The organism is Flavobacterium gelatinilyticum (assembly GCF_027111295.1).
In the GTDB taxonomy this organism is placed as follows: Bacteria; Bacteroidota; Bacteroidia; order Flavobacteriales; family Flavobacteriaceae; genus Flavobacterium; species Flavobacterium gelatinilyticum.
On record NZ_CP114287.1, the window covers coordinates 2,027,919 to 2,052,905 of the forward strand.

Consider the following 24,987-nt stretch of genomic DNA (forward strand, 5'->3'; position numbering starts at 1 on the left):
AAATGCCGCCACGTAAAATCTAGGTGGCGGCATCAGTTAAAATAATTTACTTAAGGAGTGTTTCTCTTAAGCGGCACATCACAATTATTACCTATTTTTTCAAATAATTGGGTAGAATTATCACTCGCCAGACAATCGTAATTTCCGTTATTAGAACACTGCTGATCAATAGCGCATTTATCTGGTGTCGCGACTTGTCTGTAGCCTTGAACGGCAAAAGCCGCTTTATTTTTTGCCATCATATTTGTGCTGGCAGCACCAGCCAATCCCAGTGCAACCACTGCCATTGGCAAAACGATTTTAAAAACATTTGTTTTCATAATAATAGTAATTAATAGGGTTAATGATCTACTCTTTTTTACAGGTTTTCGATCAATTTCCTGCTATTTGGCCAATAGATTGTTTGTAACTGAATTATTATAGTTGGAAGTGATTTGAGAGTCCAAATGATACTGGATAATATAATCACCCAGCAGTACATACAATTTGTCATTTTGTACCGCAAAACTTTTCATTTTTTTTCCATTGATATTATAAACATAAAAGCTTAAAACATAACTTCTTTTTTCAAGATCATAAATATCAATTATGCTGGCCGATTTCCACACCCGATCATCTTCATATTTTCCTGGGATAGCTGAATTTACAAACAGCAGATTATTATAAACCGCACTACTTTTATTGACATACAATGGAGGTGCTGCAAAAGTTCTCTGATGGCGTTTTTTATCCTTTGCAATTTGCAATTGTGCCTTTGAAATAGTATCAAGCGTATTTCCTCTGTAGTTGATTTTTAATTCAGTATTCGCCAGCGTAAACTCATTACGATAAGTATACAGATAAATGATATTTTTCATATGGGAACTGTATGCCAGCTGGCCGTCAGTATCAAAGACTCCGTCCACCTGTTTTTGCAGTATGTCAGGATTTAAAATGGTTTTGTTCGTTTCCCCCATTTCTATAAGTCCCAAGACTGTATCACCGTTTAATTTACTAGTGGTACTAACAGCTATTTTACTAGAATCAATTGCTAGGGCATTTCCAAAATATTCTCCTCCTTGATGAATCATCCTGGCTTTCCAATCGTACACCTGGCCTCTGAAAATACATGGTACTGTTCCATCCACTACAAAAAAGTATGGAGTCTGCACCAAAATTTTCACACCTCTGAAAGGAATGTCTTTTCGATCTATATCTATCATCTTTTCCTTGGTCTGTACCAGCTTGGAATCCAAAACCATCATTGATAGTTGAGCTGAATAATTTCCTAAGTAAATATGAGAATTGTCTAGTCCGGCAATGTAATACGAATTCATTTTAAGATCCAGATCAATTGTCTTTAGTATCGGATGCTGGGGAAACCGTCTGATAAGTCTATTATGATAATGTACAATATTTTCAGAAAGCATAAACAATGTCGATACTATCCCAAGACCACCAATTGTTACGGTAGATAAAATGACTACCAAGCTTTTATTTTTCATTAAAGAACTGTTCATTTTAATACTTCGATTGTAAAGCAGAATTCCTAAAAAACCTAGAAAAACAAATACCAGATTAAAAATCATGTGTGATTTCCAGTCTAGTTTTTCCAAAACTCCTCCGCAGGAACAGGGAACAAACGATGTATAATTTAAAATAATAAAAATATAAGCCGTAAACATTACCATTAATCCATAAGCAGAAATCAGCCCAATAATCCTAAACTTTGGTATAATTAACAACGTACATATAATAAATTCAACTGTGGGAACAAGAACAGCAAACCATTCTGCAAACGCACTCAAAAGGGGAGATTGACCCAACTCAATTTTGAACTTTTGAAAATCCATTAGTTTACTTGTTGCTGCATAAACGAATAACAGTACAAATAGAAGACAGATGATTTCAATAATAAGATTTCTTATATGAGGACGAATGTTCATAATATTGAATATTAATTATTTTATAAGCTAAAAAAACATTCTTAAAAAGCATACACAAAATTAAAACCGTAAATTGAAAGAAAAAACATCAAAAACAAACCAAAAAGTATCAAAACCATACCAATTTACTTTCGGATAGAATGCAATAAAAAATGCTTTACAGATTAAAAATTCGTAAAGCATTTTCAATTTTAAAGCTTCTCTTTACTTAAGAATTTCAATCTCCTATAAAAGTCAAAAGCTTTTGATTGAGTTCCACAAGTCCAGCCTTCTGAAGACATTCTTGTGAAACATTTTTCAGTTCGAGTAGTTCCTCCTCTGCTATGCTACCCATAAGACTTCCTTCATCTTTTTCAAGCAACACTCCCCTGTCGATAAAGTGGCATAACAGCAGTACATTTTTGCGTGAAATTTTTAGATCAATCTTCACTGGCTCACTCATGCCAGGGATGCTCAATACAGTATCGAACACCTTGGCTGCATAATTCTTTGTACTCATAATTTCAGCTTTTTTAAATTAATAAATCAAAGTCTAAAGTTAGCAATGACTAACTAAAGCATCATAAGCAAAATTTACCTATGATAGGATGCATTCGATTTTCCTGCATAAATTCGTCTGAATATTTGAAGGAAGTCTGAGTTTTTACATAGACTCAGTAAGATTGCCACGCCTTGCTGCAATCTGCAAGATGTCCGGTTGTATCACAACCGATATCTTGCTGCCTCTCTGCTCGGAACTCGCTGGCAGTGAAAACTGGAAGATTTGTAATGTCGAATGAAAAGGAAAAAATGATGAAAGACGAGAAAAAAAACAGAAACAGATGGCTTCATCTAAGGCTGAATGAGCATGAATATAAGATCCTTCAGAAATATTTTGCAGACTCTCTCTGCCCAAAACTGAGTGATTTTGCCCGAAAAAATCTGCTGCGTAAACCTGTTGTTTTAAAATACAGAAACCAATCTCTTGATGAGCTGATATCTGAATTAACAAAGCTCAGAACAGAACTGAATCCCATTGGAAACAACTTTAATCAGGCAGTGAAAAAACTGCACTCGCTTTCGCAGATTTCTGATTTCAAAATGTGGATTCTGGGTTTTGAAACAGATAAAAAAATGCTGTTTAATTCTATTGAAGACATTAGAATGACTATTCGAAATCTTTCTGAAAAATGGTTGCAGTCATAAACACGGGATCATCAGTCAGAAGCATTTTCAATTATAATGAAAATAAAATCGAAGCAGGAAAAGCGGAACTTATAGGAGAAGGAAATTATCCTGCAGTAGCCTCTGAACTTCACAAAGATTCAAGGCTGAAACTTCTTTTAAAACAGCTCGAATTAAATGCAAATGTACAGCGCGGAAGCGTCCACATATCGCTCAATTTTGATTCCTCAGAAAATAATCTGTCAGAACAAAAACTTATGGAAATTGCACATTCCTATATGGCTAAAATTGGGTTCGGATCGCAGCCATATCTGGTCTATCAGCATTATGATGCAGGACATCCGCACATACATATAGTATCTGTAAAAGTGAAGTCAGACGGAAAGAGAATTGACATGCAGAACATAGGCAGGAACCAATCTGAAACAGCCCGTAAGGAAATTGAAAAGGCATTCAACCTGGTTCCTGCACAGGGCAGACAAAAGGAAAAAATACTAAATATAAAACCTGCAAAAAGCAATGTTATAAAGTATGGAACAGTTGAAACTAAAAAAGCAATTGCAGCTGTATTAAACGCAGTAATTCCTAATTATAAATTTACAACCCTAGGAGAATTAAATGCAGTCCTGAATCTCTATAATGTTACCGCCGTGCAGGGAAATAAAGATTCAAGAATGTTTTTCCATAAAGGTCTCGCTTACCAGATCCTAAACGACAAAAAACAGCCTGCAGGCGTTCCCTTAAAAGCCAGCAGCTTTTACATTAAACCCACCCTTAAAAATCTCGAAATAAAATTTGCATCAAACAAGGGAGGACGGAATCCCCATCTAAAGAGAGTAAAAAATGCGGTTGATCTCGCCTTTCTACAGAATAGTATAAAGTCAATTTCAGACCTTGACAGAATTCTGATAAAAGATGGAATCAAGACTGCTGAACGAAGAAATGAACAGGAGATTCTTTACGGTCTGACCTACATAGACCATAAAACAAAGTGTGTTTTTAACGGAAGCTCTTTAGGAAAGTCTTACTCATCTTCCGGCATTGAAGAACGCTGTGGTCTTAAAAGCTTCAGCACTGGAACTGCCGCCGGTAAAATACTAGATCACGATGAATTAAAAAATAAACAGCAACATTCCGCTTTTATTTCTGCTGCCGAGCTGCATAAGATAATTGATTCGGTGCTCCAGCCCGAGTTTTCAACTGATTTTGTTCCCCCTCAGCTGAAAAGAAAAAAGAAACGAAAAAAAGGAAAAGGACATTCAGATTACTAACTAAAAAACTAAGACTATGCAGACAGGTGAAAATGAACAGGCGCTTAGAAAAATTTTAGATATGACAAGGCTTATCAGCATAATATTGTTAGGTCTTCATTTCTATTATTATGGATATAATGTATTTAAAATATGGGGACTTGGAGGCAGTTTTGGGGATAAACTGCTGGGAAATATTTTTCGCACCGGGCTTTTTGATTATTTCCATTTATCCAAGCTGTTTTCTTTGGGATTTTTATGCATTTCCCTGCTTGGTGCAAAGGGCAGAAAAAACGAAAAACTGGACTTCAAAACTGCCTTCTATTATATTCCTTTAGGACTCCTGGCTTATTTTTTGAGTTATTTTTTTCTAATCATCCCTGCTCCTCCTGAAAAAAAAATAGCACTTTATATATTCTGTACTGTCTTGGGATATTTGCTACTGCTTACTGGCGGAACACTCTTGTCGAGAATCATAAGAAGAAATCTCAGCAACAAGGACATTTTCAACATTGAAAATGAAACATTCCCGCAGGAAGAAAGGCTCCTTGAAAATGAATATTCCATTAACCTTCCGGCACTATATAGATTAAAAAACAAAGTCCGAAAAAGCTGGATCAATATCATAAACCCTTTTCGAGGCATCTTGGTTTCAGGAACCCCGGGCTCAGGAAAATCCTATTTCGTGATCCGTCATATCATAACCCAGCACATACGCAAAGGTTTCTCAATGTTTGTATATGATTTTAAGTTTGATGACCTCAGCATAATAGCATATAACACCTGGCTTGAGAACAGGCATTTATATAAGGTTGAACCGAAATTCTATGTAATTAACTTTGATGACCTGAGCCGTACGCACAGATGCAATCCCCTTGACCCAAAATCAATGGACGACATTACAGATGCGGCTGAATCAGCACGCACTATTCTTCTGGGATTAAACCGTGAATGGATAAAAAAGCAGGGAGACTTTTTCGTTGAATCTCCTATCAATTTTCTTACTGCTGTAATATGGTATCTGCGTAAATACAATAACGGCGAATTCTGCACCCTGCCTCATGTAATTGAACTCATGCAGGTTGAATATAACAGCCTTTTTACGCTGCTGAGAACTGAAAAAGAAATAGAGATTCTAATAGATCCATTTGTCAGTGCCTACCTTCAGAATGTCATGGAGCAGCTGGAGGGCCAGATAGCCTCAGCTAAGATATCAATGGCAAGGCTTTCCAGTGCACAGCTTTATTATGTGCTCTCTGGAAATGACTTCACACTTGACATTAATAATCCTGAAGATCCTAAGATCGTATGCATGGGAAACAACCCGCTTAAAATCCAGACCTATGGTGCAGTACTTTCGCTTTATGTCAGCAGGCTCATCAAGCAGGTAAACCAGAAAGACAGGATTAAAAGCAGTCTCATATTTGATGAATTCCCAACTATCTATCTCAATAATATGGACAGTCTTATAGCTACAGCCCGAAGCAATAAAGTAAGCACCTGTTTGGGGATTCAGGACTTCAGCCAGCTGCGCAAAGATTACGGCCGCGAACAGGCGGATGTAATTGTTAACATAGTTGGAAATATTGTCTCAGGACAGGTCAGCGGAGATACGGCTAAACAGCTCTCCGAACGATTTGGAAAAATAATGCAGGACCGCGAGAGTATTTCCATAAACAGCTCGGACACCTCAATCAGCAAATCAAAACAGTTGGAAGCTGCCATGCCTGCTTCTAAAATTTCCTGTTTGAGTTCTGGTGAATTTGTAGGCATAACTGCCGATAATCCCGACTGTAAAATAGAACTCAAAACATTCCATTCGGAAATAATCAATGATCACGAGAAGCTTAAAAAAGAAGAAGACACATATCAGGGAATCAGCACGGTGCGTATTATAAACAACACAATGATTGAACGCAATTTTCTTCAGATAAAAGAAGATATATCCGAAATTGTAAATTCAGAAATGGAGCGTCTTTTGCATGATCCTGCACTATCTCATTTAGTTATTTTAAAAAAATAATAATATTTTTACACTTGCATTGTTTGATTGACCTTCAGCGAGTTTTTAAATTAGTTAATGTATTATAAAGATTTTAAACATTCTTTTGAAATCAATCAGGAAGCTAAAGAAGTAGACTTGTAATGAGCAAACATCACAGATTAGATACGCTTAGAATTTGGAAATAATCTAAAAAATGCATTAAATTCTTATGTTACAAAATTTTAGTTTATCATTTACTACCTTTTTGTTAAAACAAATTCTGAACAGGTTTAAAAATCTCCAAGCCTCAACTATTTTTTTGATTGAATGTTATATTAATTTGTAGTAAAATTATTTATATATTAGCAAATATTAAAACTACAATGAACTTTTATAGAGTTATAAAAAAGGTTTTACCAGGCGAATAAATTTGCCATAAATGCATAAAAATGACTCATTTTAGACTATATAGTGCGCGTTTTGAGGAAAAAGATTTTACAACTAATGAAATACGTTTTGTTAATACTGAGCATAAAGGTGATGCTAATTATATTTCACTGATTGTGGGAAATAATGGTACGGGAAAAAGCCGGGTTCTTAGCAAAATAGCACGTTTTTTTCTTGAGAAAAGCAAAACATCAAATTCAAAATCTTCACTTGATTTAGTTTTCGAATACAACAGAATTCCTCAAAAAATAATTGCTTTAACCAATAGCGGTTCAGATAAATTTCCTATCGACGAAAGTTTTAGACCGTCAAAATATTCTTTAGGCACTACATATTTTAAGGATTTCAAATATAATTATTTAGGAACAAGAAGCAAGGCCAACAGTTTTTCCAACAAATCTTTAATGAACAGAGCATTAGACATTCTTTTTGAAAGCTATTCTGAACTAGATGTTTCAAGAAACTACAGGCACATTTTTGACTATCTAGACTATGAACCAGTCATAAAACTTGATTATAAAGTTACATCAAGAATCTTTAATACAGCGTATGCTGAAATTACACCAGACTATCTTTTTACATATGTTAATGAGTTAAATGATAATTTTAGATTCCGCACCTATGGTCCTGGTAGAACTATGGAAATAATTGGTGATAAAATGGAGGAAATATGCGATTTCTTAAATTCTTATCGCAAAGGTAAAGGAGAACTGGTAATCAATTTTTCAGCAAAAAATATAAACCGAATTTTAATTGATAACTCAAAGTATATAGATAATGTCCAGTCTTATAAACTCATTACTATATTAAAACAACTTGATATAATTAGAAATATTCAGATTAAAGTATACAAAAAAGGAGGTTCGGAATTTAACTTTAACGATGCAAGCTCGGGAGAAGCCAATATACTTTCAACTCTAATTGCTCTAATTCCTGTTGTACAGGATAATAGTCTTGTACTCATAGATGAGCCTGAAATAAGTCTACATCCTCTATGGCAATCCCAATATATTGATTTAATAAACAAAATATTCTCTAACTTTAAAGGTTGCCATATTATTATAGCATCACATTCCCATTTTCTTGTCACCGATTTGCCACCTCAGCAATCGTCAGTAATTATGTTAAGAAATAAAAAAGGACTAATAAAATCAGAAAGAATAGAAGAACCAACTTATGGGTGGTCAGCCGAAGAAATATTATATACTGTCTTTAATGTAAAAACAGTTCGAAACCATTTTATAGAATCTGATCTAATAGATCTATTAGGACTGATTTCTGATAAGTCAGACGATTTAGATAAAATCAAAAAACTACTCAAATCGATTAAATCTTTAAGCATAAGTGAAAATGACCCATTACATGCAGTCATCGAAGAAGCAACAGCCTATATAAACGAAAATGATTAAACAATTAACATCAACATATATGTTAACTGCCGGTGATCAAGCTGTGATTGATGGTTTAATTCCATTTCCTGCTGGAATATGGAATGATGGAAGAGTTTCAGCTATAAAACAGGAAATACACAGACAGTTATTGATTATTCAGAACAACAACTGCTGTTACTGTGGGTTAAAGGTAAATGAAGCTGGTAGAGCCGAAGTCGAGCACATTGCAAATAAGGGAGGATTAAAAAGGCCTGCTTACGTTGAATTTGTTTTCACAAAAGAGAATCTTGCAATAGCTTGCCAATTTTGCAACAGCTCATCCAAAAAAGGGCAAGAAGACATTATGCTTAATGTTGATTTAGCCAATTACAGTAAATGCACATTTAAAATAGTACATCCTTACTTTGACGATCCCGGATTGCATTATAAATGGTCAAATGGAAAATTTAAAATTTTAATATCTTCCAGTTCTCCGGAAGGAATTAAATCAATACGCTTATTTGGTTTAGATTCAGAAGCTCATACACTCGCACGTGCTAAACAAGTAATGTTTGAAAAAAAACTCGAACGATACACGAAAAGAATACAAATCCAAAATAGAATAGCCGACATCTTTAAATTTAGAAAATAAATTTACAATGAATAACTTGATTGATATGTAAAAAATTAGTATAATTAGTAATTCAAAGTTTAAGCTATATTAGCTTTCAAGTATTATTAAAAACTGTAAAAAATGGAGGATATATGCAAAAATGTAAATTGGATTTTTTGGATTTATTCTAAAAGAAGTAAAGAACATAAATATTACAAAAGTTGCAGAATTCATCTTACGTATAAATATAACGTAAGAAAATTTGTAGCAGAAGCAAAAACATGCTAGATCAAAGTGGTATAAAATCATCGTATTATGGCAAATGTCCAAATCATTAATATTTATAGAATAATGTTCCATTTAGGTCAAATATAAAGATACAAATTGTTTGAACAGAGAATCATATTATTCCTTTATTTAAGGAGGTAAAAGAGATAATGTTAATATAGAAACAATTTAACTCTTTGCTATCAATACAATTCTAGAAAAATGTAATTATTATTTCTTTATTTATACCATTTTTTTGAAGTTATTTTGTTTTATATACTCTTTCGATAAACGTATTAAAATTCGGAATACAATAATAATAATTGCCATAATAAGCCCTTTTTAGACAAAGGTTAATTGATGTAATCTAAAAAACAATTGAACAAACTAGATAAGTAAACAATATATCAGAATCCATTTTCTAGTGAAGTAAAGTTTAAATGTGTTAAATTAAACAATAGTACTATGTCACGATTACCGCTAAAACCAACAGTTATAAAAAGACTATTTGCAGTCTCTAAAAATGAATGTGCATATCCTAGCTGTAAAAATGTTATTGTAGATAAATTTGGAACTGTTATAGGCGAAATTTGTCATATTGAAGCTGCAGAAGTGGGAGGAGAAAGATATAACCATGATTCAAATGATGAATACAGAAGAAGCTTTGACAATTTAATTTTATTGTGCAGTAATCATCATAAAAAAACTAATAATGTTCATGAATATCCTACTGAAAAATTAAAAAAATTTAAATTCGAACATGAAAGAGGTGATTATTCAATATCTGATAATATTGTAAAACAAGCAATTGATAAATATATGGAGCAAATTAACACAAATGGTTCTGGTAGTCAATTTAATAATCAAGCTGGAACGCAAAATATTGGAACACAAATAGGTTCACAAATTATTCATAATTATTCATCCCTAAACGACAAACCATTTATAGATGGAGCCCGAAAGGTTAATAATACTTTGAAAACGTTAATTTCTAATAACAAAAAAACCGGAAGTCAACCTGAAAAAACTGTTATCGATTTCAAAAATGAACTACAAGATAAAACAGTACGGGATATTGTAACTATTGATGTAAAATTTCTAAAATTTAGAAAAGAGAATGGAAGAATTAAAGCTGATGTAGAAAGTTATGAAAAAACAAATGACATAATTCTAGAAGAAGCTGATGATTCAACTCAATCTTTACTTAAAAATTTTCTAATAAAGAATGACCCTGAAAAGAATGATGAATTAAAAAGATCTTTAATTCAAAAAGGACAAAGAGAACCTGCTATTATTACTTGTGATGGATTTCTAATAAATGGAAACAGACGAAAAATGGCTTTGGAGGAACTTTTCATAGAAAGAAATCAAGATCCAAGATTTCAAATGATGAGAGTTGTTATTTTAGATGATGGATCTACAGAATTAGATATTCAGAAGCTAGAAAACAGATTACAATTACAAAGTGAAGGCAAATCAGAATACCAAGGTTTAAATAGGGCTTTAACAATTCGCGCAAATGAAAAAAAAGGATTTACATTGGAAGCTCAATTAAAAGATGATCCGAATTATCATGATATGGGGCCTAGAGAATTTAATAAAGTCGTTGCTGATTTTAAAAAAAAATATTTGCTCCCATTAGAGTGTGCCGATAGATATCTTGCTACTTTTGATCGAATCGGGATGTATAACACAATTTCTGAAGGCGCAAATGATAAAGAAGGGAGATGGCAAGCGTTTATTGATTATAGCGGTTTTGTTTCAGGAACGCTTCAAAACAAGTCAAAAATGAATGATTTAAAAATTAAGGAAAATGAGGTTGGAAATATTGAGAATGCGGTTTTTAAAATAATACGTAAAAGGAGTTTAAGTGTTAAAGGCACTGACATTGGAAAAGTTCACGACTTTGTAAGGAAACTGCCTAAATATCTAGGAAATGAAGAGGCAAAAAAACTTATCTTAGATATAAAAAATGTACCTGAAGATATTCCAGAAGAGTTGAAGAATGATAAAGATGGTATTAAATTATCCGATAGGGATATTGACGAAAAATGGGGCGCTGACAATCGAGAACAAATATTAGGCAATTTAATACAAGCTTATCGTCATATACATAATCAAGAAGAAAGAGATAAGCCTTTAGAGTTATTAGAAGACGCTTTAAAAAAACTACAGCATGATAATCTAAAAATTGATAATATGGGCACAACTTATTACGAAAAAGCACTTGAGCTCATAAAAAAAATAGTTGAAAAAGCAGACGATATCTACAAGGAAGTTGATCATGCAAGATATAAGTATAAGAGTCTGGGAAAAACAAAAAAATAAAAATTGAAGATAGATTTAGATATTAATAAAATAATACTGATAGACAATACTGAAGATTTAAAAAAATACCAAATCTCTCAGTTAAATTATTATGGATATTTACAATCTCAAAATATTTGGAATAAGGAATCGAATAGTACTGAAGCTGACATATTGAAAATCATAGAATATTTTGACCAAGAAAATATTTTATATGATCTTTCAGAAAATGTTAATTATATAGTAAGTAAAAATATTGAAGAAAAACGTGAATTAGATACCGTAATTTTACTAGCAAAAAAAATAAAAGAGGAAGCTGTCTTGGATAATTCTTTTGATGAGTTCAAAGCATTTTCAGAAACTTTACCACGAAAACTAAAACCTCATCAATTAAAGTCCGCTTTTCATTTTTATACGTTAAAAAATGGAGCTAATTTTTCAGTCCCTGGCAGTGGTAAAACCTCAACAATTTTGTCTGTATATGAAAAACTGAGATTAGAAGGTAAATGTAATCTTTTATTTATAGTTGGCCCCCCTTCATGTTTTCAGCCGTGGCAACATGAATTTAATGAAACACTTGGCAGAAAACCTTCTTTTACTATTTTATCAGGAGGAAATCAATCTTTTAGAAAAAGTGAATACTATAGATCACAAGAAAATGCTCATGAATTATACCTGAGCACTTTTCATACTGCTCTAAATGATTCTAAAGATATAATTACTTTTTTTTCTCAGATTAATTTAAAAGCATTTCTAATAATCGATGAGGCACATTACATTAAGCAACTTGGAGGTTCATGGGCAAATTCACTGTTAGAAATTGGCAAGAAAGCTGCTTACAAAGGAATTTTGACTGGTACACCTATTCCCAAAAGTTATAAAGACATCTTTAACTTATTTGACTTTTTGTGGCAGGAAAACTCACCACTCTCACAAGATGATAAGATACAAATCGGAACTTGGGAAAAAAATAAAAAAAATGAAAATATAAAAAACTTGTTAGAAAATAATATTGGGCCTCTTTTCTATAGAGTAAGAAAAAAAGATTTAGGTCTTATTCCTGCAATTTTTCATGAGCCAATTATTGTTCCCATGAAGAGGGTAGAGAAAAAAATATACGAATCAATAAAGGCTAAAATATTTGAGTTAGATAGATCAGACTACTTTCGAAACGAAGATATTTTAAACAAACTTTGGAAAGGGCGTATGATGCGTTTAAGACAAGCTGTCTCTTACCCAAAATTACTTCTCTCTGCAGTTGATAATTATACAGAAAAATTTATTGAAAACTCTGATTTAAAATTAGAAATTAAAAATTATGACGACTATGAAATTTCTGGAAAATTAGAAGCTTTAGAAAAATTAGTAATGACAATTAGAAATAAAGGGGAGAAAGTTCTAATTTGGTCGAATTTTATAGGAACATTAAATTTAATTAAATCCCATTTCAACTCTATTGGGCAAAGAGCTGAACTAATTTATGGAAAAACGCCAGTGCGAAAAGATGATATCATATTGGTTAATGAGGAAAAAACTCGCGAAGATATAAGGGATGAGTTTTTAGATATGGAAAGCGGATTAAATATTTTAATAGCAAATCCCGCTGCCTGTGCTGAATCAATTTCTTTACATAAATCATGCTTTCATGCTGTTTATTACGATCTATCCTATAATGGAGCTCAATATCTTCAATCTTTAGATCGTATTCATCGAGTGGGAGGTTCTGAAATTAACGAAGCTAACTATTATTTTTTACAATATGAAAATTCAATAGATCAAGACATAAAAAAAAATCTAGAAGCAAAAGCTGAAAAAATGTATGATATTATCGAACAAGATTATAACATTTATGATCTAGATATCTATCAAGATAATGATGAAGATGATATAGAAGCTTATAAAAGACTTTTAGGCAAAAAATAATATGGAGAAAGAAATAAAAATAAAAAAAGTGAAGTCGGTACATAAAATAAATGCGCCGTTTGGATACTTTGGTTCAAAAAATAGAATAGCATTACAATTATGTTCTGACCTACCTCCCCATAATTGCTGGGTAGAGGCTTTCTGCGGATCAGCGGCACTAACATTAAAAAAAGAGCCCGCACCGATAGAAATAATTAATGATATTGACAATGAAATCGTCAATTTTTTCGAACAGTTACGAAATAATCACAGTGATTTGTGCAACGCAATTGAATTAACACCTTACGCCGAAAGTGAACTTAATAATGCTAGAATTCCTGTCGATGGTTTATCAAATATTGAAAGAGCCAGACGCTTTTTAGTTCAATCAATGATGGCTATTAATGGTTTATTTGGCGAAGCAAAAGGAGGTTTCTCTTATTCGGATTCATATGCACGAAATGGACACGATGCTAGGGTCAATAGGTGGAATAACTTACCTGAACGACTTAAATTAGTTGTTACTAGATTGAAAAAAGTTCGAATAGAAAATAAAGATGCTATAAAACTTTTGAAAAGATACGTTAATAGACCTGCAACACTAGTTTATTTAGATCCTCCTTATTTAGGCAATAGAACAAATGGATACAATAAAGACGCAAATGATGAAAATTTTCATGAGGAATTATTACAACTTTCCAATAGCGCAAAATGTATGATTTTTATTAGCGGCTACGAAAATGATTTATATGAAAGTATTTTATCTGAAAAAAATGGATGGAGTAAAAAAACTATTGAAACCAATACAAAAAACTCTAAAGGCCACTCACACAACAGAACTGAAGTGGTTTGGATGAATAAGTATTACAAACACGCATTAGAAACAAGGAAAATGCCAATCGAACTAACAAAAAAAGAAAAAGAACAAGGTAAAGTAAATCCTGAAAGATAGATAACTAAAAGCCAAAACAGGAAAACCTGAAGTAACATAAATATTTATACTTATAGTTCAAATTTAGGGAATCTTAAAATATTATTTTTGAAATATTAAATGAAAAATCAGATTATAGAAAAGTTAGTTGTTGACTTTCTAGATATTCAAATTGAGGGAGAATACATTACGGTTGCCGAACTAAAAACAATTGAAAAGAATGGTCTAAAAGAAACAATTGATGTTAATACTTCTATAATTTCAAATAGCTTGGTTAATAAAATAAGATCATCACACTTAAATCCCTACATTAATCGTTCAAGTGTGAATTATGAAAAAGGTTATGATTATAAACCTTCTTTTTGGCTATATCTGTCTAAATCTTCTGGACTAAACAAAGCTGAACCACTAGTTGTATCTTGGTGTTCCGGAAATCATACCACCTTTTGTATTGACCAAGGATTTTTAGGTACCTATTATCTAACGCCAAGACTTTTGGATAAAGAAATTATGTGGGATGATCTGAAAAAACCAAATTATGACGTAGTAATAAACAAATTAGTATCTCATTATGATTTTAAGCATTCCGAAGCATTTGTAAAAATAAAAGTAGATTACTTAAAAGACTATCTCTCGCTTAGAAAGAAAACAGCATTACAAGTTTTCACCTTAAAGAGAGAAATCTTTATCACAAATGAAATCAGCTTATTACTAAGAAACGAAGATTATTACGTAGAAGAATTTAAACAATTTGAAATTAGAATACAACGATTTCAACATAAAGAAAATTATGCTCACTTAGAAATTAATGGTTATCGTGCATTATTCAATGAGAATCCTCGAAATTTTGATGATAATAAAAGTATTGCAGGGCATTACTGGGAAGGAATTGAGGGATTGGTAACACAAAGACGAGCTAGATTTGAGATGCCATATCAGTATATATATGTGTTGGATGAAATATTAGCGAAATATGAAACAGATGATGATTACGAAATTAACTTCAAATCAGGAACTGTAACTTATGCTAATCAGTGGGCTGTTAATTGTTCCGAAAGAATAGGAAAAAATGCAATTAAAATAGAATTAAAAAAGCTTTATGAAGGAACAAGTTTTGAGATTATAGATTTCTGGAATAAATATTCAATTGATAAATCTAAAATAATTGAGGGTGAAAATATAACTTTAAAAGCAGAAAGACTAATTCAACAATACTTCATCTTTGGAAACAATTTTAGTGATTTATTCAATAATTTACTCGGAATGGATTTAACCGCCTCAGATATAGTCACAATTGATGAAAATTACATTAATGATATGGGATATCTTATTTTTTCCGACTATAAACCTATTGCTCATCACATTAATTTTACACGATTTTCAAAAGAACAGTTCATTTCACGCTGCAAAAAATTATATATTATTTTAGGTGAAAACCTTAAAGAAAAAACTTTACGAAAGATAATTGACAGCTTAGATTTCCCTGTTTCAATAACTAAATCACATAGAAGTCTTAAATTACTAGAATTAGCTTTTGCATACTTGAAAACTGTAAATGAAAGCGGTCTAAATCCTATAGAGGACAAAGCTATTATTGTCGAACGAGTTTTAGAAATTGAAAAATTTGATACTCTAACAAAGTTATTTGCTTTGAACGATATTAGACAAATAGATTCTCACAAGACAAGTGACTCCAAATCAAAGTTAAATACTGCATTGATGGGATTAGGTATAAAGGTAAATTCCATTACCAATAATTATGCCCAGGCATGTGAACAGACATACGATAATCTAGGAGAAATGTTTAACAATGTAAACATACTCCTTACTAAATGATTACCTAATTATTTAAAAGTAAGAACATCTATTAGAGTTCGCAATTGTTAAAAGCTCTCATAATGAATGATGAAAATTCTTAAGTTCAGAATATGCATTATTAAGAGAGGTTGTGGCATGTGGCTTTTTAGTAGAACAAAATAAATTGTAGTACATTAAAAACTTCGATTTATCCTTTCTTAGATCCCACTCCCAAATATTATCATTTTTAGTCGCAGTTCTTTCTAAGATTTTATTAAATAAATACTTATTGACAACTAAAACAGTATTAGTGCAAATTATTGATAAATCAAAAACCATATCAATGTTAAATTTTAAAGGTTTTTCAATCAGTGAAGAATGATTATCTAAACCAAATTTAATTGCATTTTGACTTCCGAGCTTTCCAAACCTATGGACAATGCAATGTCTTAAATGGCAAATTTTTTCGAACTCTTCTAAAGTTTTAAGTAATTCATCCGGTTGATGACCTTCCAAACCTAAGAATTTTTTAAACGAATCTATTATATTTTTCTTACTTGCAAAAGATGCTTTTTCCAATATAACCTCCGGTAATAAATCTTTTGGATAATTAATCGCTGCTCCATAATTGATTTCCTCAAGCTCACATGAAATCCTTGAGGTTTTATCAATAACAATAATCTTTCTTACTACTTCTCTTATGTAGCTTTCAATTGCAGATATATATCCTAATAATATCAGATTATAAATCGTTGGAATGTTATCTGCCGTTGTTGGAATTGCAGAATATTGCGTATGAATCAAATTTAACTGCTCAATTTTAACTAAACAGTTGTCAATTGGAGAATTATTGTTTTCAATGTAAGTTTGATCAAAACAATTATTTGTAATGAAGCTAGTAACTGTCGTAGCGTCAGCATTAATCTTGAACTTAAATTCTGTATTTTTTTTTGCCATTATGCTAAAAATTCTTCTAACAGTTCTTTTACAATATTATCAATATTTGTTGTTCTAACCTTACCTATACCCTTTGCATTTTTTAAATCTTTAGCCAGATTTTGCGAGGAATAGAGATCTTCTAAGTTTTTCAAATTTGTATCCCTTAAAATTCGATCAATTTGCCATTGAGGTAGAGGCAAATCCTTTATTTTTATCTTAAGAGTTGTTTCAAATGTTGATTGACCAACCAAAGGGCTTCCACAATTATGACAAAATCTCTGTTCATCTGACATACGTGCTACTCCACAATTGCTACACGAAGGCAAATCTAATTTTAAACTGTCTATTTGACTTTTATCTAATATTGTACTTATTTTTTTCCTAATTGGTCTTTTCTCTGTTTTCTTATTTATTGATTCAACCATGGACTTAGGATTAAATCCCTGAGTATGAGTAAAAACTTTAGCATTAATAAGAAATAAATAATGTGGTATGTACCTGTTGTAACTTTCTTCTTGTCCAGAACTCACTGATTGAAGTTCATACAATAATCCTGCTTCTATTAAGAATTTAATCATTCTTGAAGACTTTTGAAGCAATTCATCTTGCAATATTCCAATATGTGTTTTCTTCTCCAACGGGTTAGTCTTATTTGAGTCCAAAACTATATTAACAATATTAGTAAAGAATTCAGAACCAATTTTAATTATTGACTTGTATTGCGGAATTTTTAACGACAACGACAAATATTCTTTTTCTAACAAAGTTTTTTGATTTTCAATTACTTTATTAAATCTCTGCTGATTAGTCTTACTTGTAGTTTGCCCGTAATCTCTTAAAAGTGTTATAAATGCTCGAGGAATTCCAAAAGATGCAAATTTAAAGATTTCAATAATTTCAGGATTAATATCTGTAATATTAAGACGTTTATTTAATATTTCAGACATAAACGAACTGTAATTTTCATCTTCGACATTAAGCCATGCTGTCACTTCTTCAGCATCTTGACCGATATGAAATCTTGGGCCGTATTGTGTTGTTCCTGGATACACGCTCGCTTTTGGAGAAATATTTTGTGTTTTTAGACTTCTTAAAACATCAAAAAATTCCACCATATAATCAGGTGTTAACGTTAATGCTGCGTCGTCCAAAAGTAATATACATCTTTTCCTCTTTGAATGTTTCAACAATTCGTCAATAATAGAAATTACACGCTGAATACTTAACTTAGAAATTAGCTCGTCATTTTTGCTGTCAATTAAGTTTCTTTCAGCATTCTGTATAAAATCAGAAATATCGTCTATTTCAATATCTAGCTCGACAAAATAAGGAGTCAAATCAATGTTTAATTTTAACGAAGTCTCAAAAATTTCAACTGCAATTTTTGCTATTATCCACGTATGAAATACGTTTAAAGCATTTGCAGATTTAAAAAGCAGTGGTTCAAGATGATAATATTTACCAAAAGATACATATAAAGGAAGGGGTTTTGAACCGTCATTTATGCAAGTATAGTATGCATGTCTAAACTGATGTGTTTTCCCAGTTCCTCTAGGTCCAACAATTAATTTTGCTCCTCTTTCTATTATTTTTCTTTGAATCTTAGCAAAAAAACTTGTTTCAACTGTCCAATTAATCAAATCGTTAAAATCAATAAAATCTGCACGTTCTTCAAATTCTCTATTATCTAAATCTAAATTATCCATATTTTTCTGTAAAAAATCAAATTTAACAAATTTTGCTACTATTGAAATACCATAATAATATTAAATACATTTTTTTTATATAAAATCGTAATTAAAATAAATCCACAAACTGAAAATATAAATCAATATAAAACTTAAATTTCATGAGGTTTCAAGCCTATTGAAAAACCTAGAGGATAAATTATATCGCCCCATCTAAATTTAGAAAACATATCATTTCCATTGTGTTGATCAAATTTTACTACGATAATTTCAATATTCTTTTGTGATAACTTTTCTAACTCGTCTTCATATATTCTGTCGTTAGCAACTAGAACTATATTGTCATTATTTATTAATCGATCCAACTGTTCTAATATCTCAAAACCAATTATTTCATCTGTCCTGTTTATAAAAATTTTAGCTTCATTTCCATTTTTTGTAGTAAAGTTTGAAGAAACTAAACCACAATCAATTCTGTGGTCAAGATTAAAAGACTCGCTTAAAAAGACATAGCAATTAACCACTTTTTTTTCAGAGGTGTGTCTGTCATAACTATTTAGAATATTTTTCAAAACAGTTATGAGATCTGGTTTGATAAACTCTTTTTGTGGCCAAATCTCTGAATAAATTTCTAAGGTTTTCTCCATTGCCTTTTCTAAAAAAATACCATCAATTAATACGGATGTATACTTTTTCGTTTCAACTTTATTTAATAAACCTCTTAAGCTTTCTGCTGTTTTTTGATTAAACAATTTACTTATAAAATAATCTGTGGAAATTTTTTTTTGATTTAAAGCTAATATATATTCATGCTTTGAGTTTATTTTCCATTCTTTAAAATCCTCTGGAAAAAATAAGTAGAGATTATCGACTTTATACTTATCAGTTATGTACAAAAATACTACAAAATTTTCTTTAACGTAAAACTTCGGTATTTTTACAAAAGAATTTCCATTTATTAGATTTCGTCCCTTACATTGAACCTTAAGAAATTTGGTACTTTTTAATCCAATACTTTGGACAATAATTAAGTCTGTCCCTTCTTCATCGAAAAATGGTTCAGCTACTTTAAATTTATACTTCAATAATTCTGAGAAAATGTAATATTCTGCTTGCTTTTGGAAGGGTTTTGTATCCATATTTCTTTTACAAAATAAATAAGTAGCTGTTTTTCAAAAAACATAACCTCAATTTACTTCCAGATCGTATTAGATATTTCTAATAGATTATCCATTTTTAAAAACTCAGTCGAAACTTCAAGGTTCGGATTTTTCTTTGTTCTTATCTGAATTAAACTTTTCAAAGCTTTGTATAAAGATTTGCCGTGAGAAAAACGGAATTTATTGGTTAAATATAGATCATCTATTGCTTCCTTTAAATGTGATGATTTATTCTTGTATTTTTCACCAAATTCCTTTTTCTTAAATAAATCAATAGATTTTTCTTTTACTAAATCAAAAGATTGTTCTATCAATTGATCAGCTTCTTCTATTTCTATTTCAGGATAACATTTATTAACATGAAAACTGTTTACATAATGACTTTCAATATCCGTACCTTTTGTAATAAATAAATAAACACCGATGTCACTAAATTGTACTTGCAATTTCTCAATTTCTTCATTTGTTAAATAGTCTCTGTCTCGGTGAACAATTATTGTGATATGAGGAAATTTTTGTTTTATAAAGGTAGAGAATAAGTTTACTGAACCAATTTGACTACAGCTTTCATAAGATAATATTGTTGTCTCTGAAAATTTAAATCCATTGGACTCAAATATAACTTTAGTTAAGTTGTTTGACTTGCTATCTTCCGTAAGAATAAAGCATTTTTCATTACCCTTTATCTCCTTTAATTGTTTTTCTAATTCTAATTTCGCCAATAATTTTTCTATGTCCGGATATAACAAATTGAATATATCTTTAATATTTTTTTTAGTTATTAGTAAATTGTCTAATACATCTTTTTTAACATCAATAATTTGCAACAATTCATAACGCTTAATTGATATTAAATGTTCATTAAATTCCGTTACATCTCCACCATGTTTTTTTAAAGCCGAAATACAAGCCAAAAATTGAAAGAGCATTAAGGGCATCATACTTATCGATTGATAATATTTTGCTAACTCAGTTACATCTTCTTTACTTAAATATTTCTTCTGCAAAAGAAAATCAGCTTCAAACATGTAATGCAAACTATTTCTTGAGTAGCACAAAACTTCTTCAGCTATTTGCTTTGATTTTTCATCATTTAAATGAAATTCATTTTGTATTTCTGGTCCAATTACATCAAAAGGTGAAGTATCGTCTTTGTACCAAATATTTTCAATTCGCTTAATACTTGCAAATGCAGAAATAACCATTAATCTCTCAAGTGGTGTACCTTCCAATCTTTTGTAAACTGTAATATTCCAAAGCCCCGTATCATTTTGTTTTTCAAATAAAATGTCCCCACCCAAATAGACTTCGTAAGAAAAACGGCCTATAGGCAAATTCTCACTCTTTACAATATTCTTAAACTCTTCACGGATTTCAAGTTCAGAAAGGTCCATTAAGCTTGGTTGTATTTTTTGTATTACTTCAGATTTTCTCATTTTTTCTTAACAATATCTATCAACATTTTTTTAAAACTATGATAATAATTTGCTCGACAAATTAATAATAAAATTCAGCCTTCCTTGCACAAACCTATTAAGCGACACTAGCCAATTCTATTAATTCGTCATTATTCTTTAATTCAATATAATAAATTACCCATTCCGTGAACATTTTTCATTCTCAAACTTCCCAAACCATTTAGTATTTGATCAAGCATTTTTAATATTTTGTTGCTAAATACTTCTTTTAATAGTAGAAACGCAACAGTATAAACACCTATTTTTAGTCTTTTCAAAGAATAAAAAACAACGAAGTATTTTTAAATTTATATCTCTATAAACTAATTATTTACTTTTTTTAGTTTATATCTAAATAATATAATAAAGCTAGATAGAAATCAATATTAGCTTGAAGTCTTACCCCTTCATCCGTAACAAACTTACCACAAATGATCTAAAATCTATTTGAAAATAGACGTTTTAAGTTTTGTGGCAAAATCGTGGCACATCGGTATTTTAAAAATTACAAAACAGCAGAATCAACGCCTTACGGCTTTAGGTTCGAAACTGTATACTTTTTTTATTTTTCAGTTGTTATTAAGATTTTGATACTTGCTGAAACTCGAAAATAATTGCGCTATTTTTTGAGTAAACACAAATTCTCCAAATGTAAAAACCAACCTTTCTTTAAACTAAAAGCCAGTTTTGCAAAATTTTGTTAGTACACATTAGTTTATGGAATTAGCTAGTAATATAATTCCTAAAATCAATATTGGTGGTAAAACAATCATAATTGAATACCAGCCATAAATCTCCCATAAGTATCTCTGTTTTACTTTTTTTATATTTTTTGGCGTTACTTTTTCTGGTGCAACCTTTTCAAAATAATTTATATTACTAATTTGAAACATATCATAATCGATAGGTGAATGATTTTGATAATTCCTCAATACTGTCTGATATTTTTCAGATAAATTTTTAGCGAAAGTATACATTTCATATTCAGAAGGACTATGCTTTAGGGTTTTAAACATTCTTAAATCGTTATATAACGTAGATAATTCAAGTCCACAATCGTGAAATATTCGAGCGTTCAACGTATATTCCTGTGCATTTTCAAACTGACTTACCACCAATAATAAAATCGATAATGCAGTTATTATATAGTTTATGATATTTTCATTATTCCCAGTATTAATATTGTAGACAGAAATTAAACTTGCAATAATTAAATACGCCGATAGAAAAGCTAAGCTTATATTTGAAATTTTTGCTTTCGTTTTTAAACGTTTATCAGCGTTAAATCTGGATGCTTTTGTAGACCAAATTTTATAATTCAGTTCCTCTAGAAAGCTTTTTTCTAAATATTGTTTTGGTCCCGTGAATTGATTTGCTTTTTCCGTCATTCCAATGTTTTATTATAATGTGTATGTCAATACAAAAGGCAATTTAAACTTGAGTCAATATGTATGGTAAATGTCATCATATTTATTTTCAAATATATAGTTTTTTAACCACAGATTATAAAATGGCTATTAACTTTGATTGTCTCTTTGGGAAATATTAATAGCTATGCATAAAAATCAAAAAAAAGACCTACATACTAAACATTAAATCAATCTGCCACGCCACCGGATGAAATTTTAATCCCTTCTATTTGAAAATCAATTATAATGGATTCATTTCAATAGAAAAGCAGAAATAAAGCCAGAAAAAAAAGAAGCCCGTAAAGCAGCCTATTGCTCCTTTTATCACGGAGCTCTTCTTTTCGCTGATGGTTTTCTTGAACCAACCTTTCTATCCGTTTAAGGTTGATGCGCTTTGTTTCCAATGCAGTAAGTTTTAAGCAAACTTAACCCAGTGACAGAAAAAGATGAATCCCTATAGGTTTTGATTCTATCAGAATAAGACCGTATTACATATAGTTTTAAAGCTAGCGCTTAAGATTTTGCTGCAGAATGCCTCATTAGAGCAGTTTAAAAGATGCTTTAACCCAGAACTGGAAAGGTGGAAACCTATCTACAATCCGATTTTTCCAATGCTTTTCGCATTCCAAAATTTCGATAATTCATGGTACTTCTCCAAATCTGGCCATAACAGAATCTAATGATTACTGAAGCTTTATAAAGTTTATAAGGTTACAGACAGTACGGCCGAATTGCAGCATTTCATCGCTAAACCTCCAGCCTTTCCAGAAAAAGAGGGCTCTGAACCAATGCGATTTCGGCTATCGACCTCCAGTAATTAGTCCCGTATGAGGCAAAATTACGCTGAGCTGATGCCAGCACTTCAGCTGTACTTTCAGCAGTGCTTAAGGTGGAGACCAGAAGGGAATTTTCCAGTTCGGAAATAATGCCCACTGCCTTCATTCTCATGCGCTCTTCAAGCCTGAGCCTTGTAAAATGCGATTGTATTAGATTGAAAGTACTCAAAGGTATACCCGAAGGATTGGCAAGATAATATCTAAAATCAATATCCCCCTGCCCGTCATCGATGACATCGGCAAATAAAAAGCGTTCAGCCGGCAGTATGTCTCTGTAGAAATTCAGAAAAAGCCGCTCACCGGCATTATTGCGCCATACATAAGATTTATAGCCGTTACAGGTCTTGCAGCAGGGAACAAGATTATTGGTATGAACCGAATATTCGGGAAATTCCTCCTTGGGAAGGTAATGGTCAAAGGACTCCACCGGCGTAACAGTGCAGTACTGGCAGGTATAGCGCACCGATGCAGGAATATTTCTCTGGATTCTGTTTCTTAACTCCCTCAAAACAAGCGTATCATATCCGTAAAGGCTCCTGATATCCGGTCCGTGATGAACGAATAGAGGATTGCCATGAAGCATTGAGAGGCTGCCCCTGTTAAAATTATAGTCATATACATCATACTGGCCTCCTAGCGTTGCGGCAATGCCTGTAAGCCGTGCTCGAAGCAGCGCATCTTCTTTTCTTTCAACGGCATTCCTGTAGACTTCCTTAGAATCCCCATCAAACTCTCTAAAATTTTTCATTGCGGTCTGCTAATAATGATTTAATAAATAATCTCGCACTCAGGCTTAAAGGAACATCATCATGTTCTATCAAAGATACTATCTGCTCAAAGGAATGCCCCGCAGTAACTAAACTGCGAAGCAGCTTTAAATAATGCCGCGGCACTTCTCTATTGCCAAAAATCTCATCTGTTATCACTGTCAGATTCTCACCAAAAGGCTCTTTTTCCAGCCGTCTGGTGCCTGCATAACTCCCATCCCTTTCAATGACATAAATGTTCCTTGACTGGAGTTCCTGAATAATAATCGGCGAATGCGTGGCAAGGATGCAGAAGGAATCATACCTCTGGACAAGTTCAAATATCATATTCATCAGCTCGCTGATAGCATTGGGATGCAGATGCGTTTCTGGCTCGTCATATAGGATCAGCGAATTATAGCGTATCTGCGCAATTATTTCAGTGACAATAAACAGCAGTATATTCTGCCCAGAACTTACTCTGGAATAAACTTGCGGAAACTGCTCAGGCAAAAATTCATGTCCCATGAATCCTCTGCTAAACATGACTGAAACCGTTTCTTTTGGAATGAAGGTCTCCAGTAATATCTTCCAGTTCTCTATTTCCTTCTTAATGGTTATCTTTTCAGTGGAAGTATAAAAACGGTCAACCAGCTCTTCCTCTGAAAGCCACCCACCACCTGCCTTTTTGAGCCCGCAGTACACATAATTGAACGAGGCATTTGAGGGAGGCCCGCTGAATTTATCAAAAAAACTGTACGATATGGTAAACACTTTTCCATAAATAGGCTTTCT

General features: G+C 31.8%; 19 protein-coding genes. 9 read left to right on the forward strand and 10 right to left on the reverse strand.

What is annotated here, in order from left to right; translation table 11 throughout:
* Positions 1–50: 50 nt before the first annotated feature.
* The 3 genes from OZP11_RS08740 to OZP11_RS08750 form a co-directional block, all read right to left on the reverse strand.
* Positions 51–320 carry a DUF6520 family protein gene (locus OZP11_RS08740; RefSeq protein ID WP_056253877.1) on the reverse strand — a complete coding sequence of 90 codons (270 nt, stop codon included), beginning with the start codon at positions 318–320 and terminating at the stop codon, positions 51–53.
* 63 nt (positions 321–383) lie between these two features.
* Positions 384–1,925: a MauE/DoxX family redox-associated membrane protein gene (locus tag OZP11_RS08745; RefSeq protein ID WP_281234835.1), complete on the reverse strand. Its 1,542-nt coding sequence runs from the start codon at positions 1,923–1,925 to the stop codon at positions 384–386.
* A 217-nt stretch (positions 1,926–2,142) separates the two neighbouring features.
* Positions 2,143–2,424, reverse strand: coding sequence for a hypothetical protein (locus tag OZP11_RS08750; RefSeq protein WP_056253869.1), 282 nt, complete (start codon positions 2,422–2,424; stop codon positions 2,143–2,145).
* A gap of 269 nt (positions 2,425–2,693) precedes the next feature.
* On the opposite strand from OZP11_RS08750, the gene OZP11_RS08755 reads away from it, so the two are divergent.
* The 9 genes from OZP11_RS08755 to OZP11_RS08795 all read left to right on the forward strand — a co-directional run bounded on the left by OZP11_RS08755 (position 2,694) and on the right by OZP11_RS08795 (position 15,996).
* Complete coding sequence (locus tag OZP11_RS08755; RefSeq protein WP_281234836.1) at positions 2,694–3,110, forward strand: plasmid mobilization protein; 417 nt, start codon at positions 2,694–2,696, stop codon at positions 3,108–3,110.
* On the forward strand, positions 3,095–4,360 hold the full coding sequence (locus tag OZP11_RS08760) for a relaxase/mobilization nuclease domain-containing protein (protein WP_281234837.1): 1,266 nt from the start codon (positions 3,095–3,097) through the stop codon (positions 4,358–4,360). The genes OZP11_RS08755 and OZP11_RS08760 overlap by 16 nt, the downstream gene beginning before the upstream one ends.
* 16 nt (positions 4,361–4,376) lie before the next feature.
* Positions 4,377–6,362 carry a conjugal transfer protein MobC gene (gene mobC / locus OZP11_RS08765; protein WP_281234838.1) on the forward strand — a complete coding sequence of 662 codons (1,986 nt, stop codon included), beginning with the start codon at positions 4,377–4,379 and terminating at the stop codon, positions 6,360–6,362.
* Between the two features lie 410 nt (positions 6,363–6,772).
* Positions 6,773–8,179 (forward strand): AAA family ATPase, encoded by a 1,407-nt coding sequence (locus OZP11_RS08770; RefSeq protein WP_281234839.1) that lies wholly within the window; start codon positions 6,773–6,775, stop codon positions 8,177–8,179.
* Positions 8,172–8,792, forward strand: coding sequence for an HNH endonuclease family protein (locus OZP11_RS08775; protein WP_281234840.1), 621 nt, complete (start codon positions 8,172–8,174; stop codon positions 8,790–8,792). The genes OZP11_RS08770 and OZP11_RS08775 overlap by 8 nt, the downstream gene beginning before the upstream one ends.
* A 693-nt stretch (positions 8,793–9,485) precedes the next feature.
* Positions 9,486–11,348 carry a hypothetical protein gene (locus OZP11_RS08780; protein ID WP_281234841.1) on the forward strand — a complete coding sequence of 621 codons (1,863 nt, stop codon included), beginning with the start codon at positions 9,486–9,488 and terminating at the stop codon, positions 11,346–11,348.
* Between the two features lie 3 nt (positions 11,349–11,351).
* Positions 11,352–13,250, forward strand: a complete 1,899-nt coding sequence (locus tag OZP11_RS08785) for an SNF2-related protein (protein ID WP_281234842.1) — start codon at positions 11,352–11,354, stop codon at positions 13,248–13,250.
* A 1-nt stretch (position 13,251) separates the two neighbouring features.
* A complete protein-coding gene (locus tag OZP11_RS08790) occupies positions 13,252–14,181 on the forward strand; it encodes a DNA adenine methylase (RefSeq protein WP_281234843.1) in 930 nt (309 codons plus the stop codon).
* Positions 14,182–14,280: 99 nt separating this feature from the next.
* The gene (locus OZP11_RS08795) at positions 14,281–15,996 is read left to right on the forward strand and encodes a hypothetical protein (protein WP_281234844.1); all 1,716 of its coding nucleotides are present in this window, start codon (positions 14,281–14,283) and stop codon (positions 15,994–15,996) included.
* 57 nt (positions 15,997–16,053) lie between these two features.
* On the opposite strand, the gene OZP11_RS08800 is transcribed toward OZP11_RS08795, so the two are convergent.
* The 7 genes from OZP11_RS08800 to OZP11_RS08830 form a co-directional block, all read right to left on the reverse strand.
* On the reverse strand, positions 16,054–16,914 hold the full coding sequence (locus OZP11_RS08800; RefSeq protein ID WP_281234845.1) for a hypothetical protein: 861 nt from the start codon (positions 16,912–16,914) through the stop codon (positions 16,054–16,056).
* Complete coding sequence (locus tag OZP11_RS08805) at positions 16,914–18,602, reverse strand: zinc ribbon domain-containing protein (RefSeq protein ID WP_281234846.1); 1,689 nt, start codon at positions 18,600–18,602, stop codon at positions 16,914–16,916. The genes OZP11_RS08800 and OZP11_RS08805 overlap by 1 nt, the downstream gene beginning before the upstream one ends.
* A 134-nt stretch (positions 18,603–18,736) precedes the next feature.
* Positions 18,737–19,723 carry a hypothetical protein gene (locus tag OZP11_RS08810; protein ID WP_281234847.1) on the reverse strand — a complete coding sequence of 329 codons (987 nt, stop codon included), beginning with the start codon at positions 19,721–19,723 and terminating at the stop codon, positions 18,737–18,739.
* 53 nt (positions 19,724–19,776) lie between these two features.
* Complete coding sequence (locus OZP11_RS08815; protein WP_281234848.1) at positions 19,777–21,180, reverse strand: hypothetical protein; 1,404 nt, start codon at positions 21,178–21,180, stop codon at positions 19,777–19,779.
* 731 nt (positions 21,181–21,911) lie between these two features.
* Positions 21,912–22,589, reverse strand: coding sequence for an SLATT domain-containing protein (locus OZP11_RS08820; protein ID WP_281234849.1), 678 nt, complete (start codon positions 22,587–22,589; stop codon positions 21,912–21,914).
* Positions 22,590–23,357: 768 nt separating this feature from the next.
* Positions 23,358–24,194 (reverse strand): HNH endonuclease, encoded by an 837-nt coding sequence (locus tag OZP11_RS08825; RefSeq protein WP_281234850.1) that lies wholly within the window; start codon positions 24,192–24,194, stop codon positions 23,358–23,360.
* Positions 24,181–24,966: an AAA family ATPase gene (locus OZP11_RS08830; RefSeq protein WP_281234851.1), complete on the reverse strand. Its 786-nt coding sequence runs from the start codon at positions 24,964–24,966 to the stop codon at positions 24,181–24,183. Before OZP11_RS08830 ends, OZP11_RS08825 begins: the two co-directional genes overlap by 14 nt.
* Positions 24,967–24,987 lie beyond the last annotated feature (21 nt).